The following is a 3061-nucleotide window of genomic DNA, read 5'->3' as shown; positions in this document are numbered from 1 at the left end:
TGGCAGGTCGCTGTAATAGTTGATGCCCAGTCCGATCAATGCAAGACCCGAGTGCGAGGTGTAGAAATCTTTTTTGGACCGCTCAACGATAAATCGTTTCACGTTTCACCTCCCAAGTGATCTTTTGACAGGTGGAATCGTAGCACAGTTGATGAATAAAATCAATATATGATATTGCTGCGTGCACTAATTTTATAAGTACTTCGCTCACGGATTCAGGGAAAAGATCATCAAAGATGCCACTTATCACCTCATAATCCTCGGCATGCGGATGATTAACACCGGAATCAAGGGTAAGACCGTATCAAAGAACGGAACCTGACCGACTCGGACTACGACGTGCTCCTGCGGCTTGCCGAGACAGCACGAAACATTTTCAATTACAGAACCGAGCTTTCCCGCCTAGGGAAAAAAGGCCTAAGCCTATACACCGGCGCTGCGGTCGCGGTAGGGACCATACTTTCGGATGCCCCCCCGCACAGAGCCCAGCGTTCGGAACTACCGCACTGGGCTCCTACCTCGGGTGCCTGGTGTCAAAGCGCACGTTTGGATGTGGATGCATGAATATGGGTACTGGAATCCAGCGTTTTGCTATGGGGCTAAAGGTTTCCCAACTCAGGCGCCGCGGTCAGAAGCGGCGCATGAGCGTCGCCAGCCAATAGCACGTCACCTCCCGCCGGAACACATTGTGAGTCCAACCCAGTTGCCGCGCATTGCGTGATACTGGTAGTACCCCAGCATATCTCTTTGCAGCCATTGGCCAACCTCTGGAATCGGATCGTGCATTCGCCTGCGCAGAGTCGTCTTCACCTTGCCTAATGTCCCACGAAGCCGCTTCTTTGGCCCTTTTCGCTGCAGATGATACCACTTGCCCATCCGGGTTTTCGTACAAAAATGTGTGAACCCGAGAAAGTCAACCATGGATAGGACGCCGCAGAGGATCCTTCCAAAGCACCAACTGTGCAGGCAACCCCCATACCGAGAAGTCTTACGAGCGGGAACCTACGAAATTTTCAGGATAATAGCGGCTCCAGTATCTCCGGCAGCGCAACCTGCAGCAAGCAAATATCCACCGCCCAACATAACCACCTCTTCAATGCCTTCGATGATAAGCCGTCCGACCGTTGGGGCTACCGGATGTCCGAATATCATGGAACACCCATAATTATTAAAATTGTTCACATCAATATTCAACAGATTCGCCATATAAAGATCATTGACTGCAAACGGGTTGTGCGTTTTGATCGCTTTAATGTCGTGGATCCCGATATTTGCCATCTTAAGTGCCATTTTTACTGCTGGCACTACCGCCATGGCCATATAGCCCTTTTTTGCCCTGGCGTATCCATAGGAAATCATTTGTATATCAATCTTGGAATCGTCACTCAGTTCCCTAGCCTTTTCATGGGTTGTCACATTAATGAGCACATTTCCGTCGGCCGGGTGGGTTTGCGATCCGAAAGTATGGATCCCATCTGAAAAAACTGTAGCGAGATTCGCCAAACCCTCCTTCGTTGTCGGCATAACTCCTTCATCGGCTTCAACCATGAGACTCTTTTTCTTGGATATTTTGACCTCCACTGGGAACATGTATCGCTTTTGGAAAGCCCTGTCGTCTGCTAACGAATCCATATATTGCTCATATCGTCTTAACGTCAAGCCATCGCATTCTTCCCGTGTAAAGCCGCATTCCTTGCCCACGTTTTCCGCTGTTTGAATCATTGCATTTTTTGCCCAAGGGTCGTGATCGAACGCATCCATCAAAAAATCTTCGGATATGGGACGTCCCCCCGGCCCGAGTGGATTAGGCCATACAAGATGCGCACTGTTGGAATTGCGGTCAGCCATCAAGCAGCAGACATTTTCGTAAATCCCGTTCTCAATGCCAAGACCCGCTTGAAAGACACTTGTAGTGGAAGTGGTACAGGCTTGGGCAATAACCATACCCGGGATGTCTAAGGCACCGATGAGCGCAGCTGCCCACGGGCTACCGTAGAATCCGTGAATTTGAGGAATTGTATACCCCAAAACTAGATAATCAAACATCTTGGGGTCCCAGCCTTTTTTAATGAGCCATCTCTTGGCCGTTTCAGCTGCCAAAACAATCGGATGCTCATTGGACAATGAACCCTGCCATCTGGCAAAAGGGGAGCTGTAATATCCCTTGTATGGTATGAAAGCCTTTGTCAACATCTTTGTATTTCCTCCCTTCAGATGTAAAAATTCGTACCCTTAAGGATGTGACTTTTATTAAGTTCACCACTGAAGGGCACATGCCCTACCCCCTGAGGGGCCAGGCAGAAAAGTTGTGCCACCACCCTGCTACCCATTAAAATAATTGCATTTATTCCAACTGGTTTTTTTCCTCTTTGTGCCGAGCATACTTACGTATCATGTCCGCGTCAAGTCCCACCGTATCCACGCAGTATCCTTTTGACCAGAAGTGGTTCCCCCTATACGTTTTTTTTCAAATGCTGAAACTGGTGAATCAGCCGTATCGACGTTTGCCCCTTCAATCACTTAAAAACCTGGCTTATCCCGAATTTGGAAGGAATCATTGACACAAGATCAACATGATTTGGCTGTACCTTCAGCACAACAACTTCACAGCCCGCAAACTCGCAGATCAATTGGATGGCTGCCTCGTATGCCTCTTGTATCGATCCAGTCAATATCCGCAAGCGATATTTCTGCACCACGACAACATGCTACTGACAGCGCCAGATCGTATGTGATAACTTAGGGAATGCTCACTGATGCTCCCTGCTTACGTTATCCTTTGCGGCAAGAACTTTTCGCAAGGATAGCACAGTGAGCGGCCTTCAAGGCATTCCCGTCTGGGACCGGCATAGCCCATTCCTATAACCCCACCCCAATGTGAGAGTTTCTGCTTTGTTCTGTTTTTTAGGCATACTAGCTAGTATCATGTAACATTCAATAGTTCATTTTTAACGGCATATGATATAATCAATGTCATTGACTTAAGCTATGGGCTTGTAGGCCATAGCGGCAATTTTCAGTTTCGGCCCTCTCTTCCTGGGATTCTTCCGGCCTGGTCGTA

General features: G+C 48.4%; 3 protein-coding genes. All 3 read right to left on the bottom strand.

Features of this window, described 5'->3' with window-relative positions; genetic code table 11:
• Nucleotides 1-1002: 1002 nt before the first annotated feature.
• Nucleotides 1003-2193, bottom strand: a complete 1191-nt coding sequence (locus H567_RS0121070; RefSeq protein WP_028322901.1) for a thiolase family protein — start codon at nucleotides 2191-2193, stop codon at nucleotides 1003-1005.
• A 151-nt stretch (nucleotides 2194-2344) separates the two neighbouring features.
• The gene (locus tag H567_RS30235; protein WP_353743110.1) at nucleotides 2345-2422 is read right to left on the bottom strand and encodes a hypothetical protein; all 78 of its coding nucleotides are present in this window, start codon (nucleotides 2420-2422) and stop codon (nucleotides 2345-2347) included.
• Between the two features lie 94 nt (nucleotides 2423-2516).
• Nucleotides 2517-2696: a transposase gene (locus H567_RS30230; protein ID WP_353743109.1), complete on the bottom strand. Its 180-nt coding sequence runs from the start codon at nucleotides 2694-2696 to the stop codon at nucleotides 2517-2519.
• Nucleotides 2697-3061: the final 365 nt, after the last annotated feature.

Origin of the sequence: Desulfatiglans anilini DSM 4660, assembly GCF_000422285.1 — a bacterium.
In the GTDB taxonomy this organism is placed as follows: domain Bacteria; phylum Desulfobacterota; class DSM-4660; order Desulfatiglandales; family Desulfatiglandaceae; genus Desulfatiglans; species Desulfatiglans anilini.
Note: the sequence above shows the minus strand (reverse complement) of the source record. Positions and strands in the feature narration are given on the sequence as shown.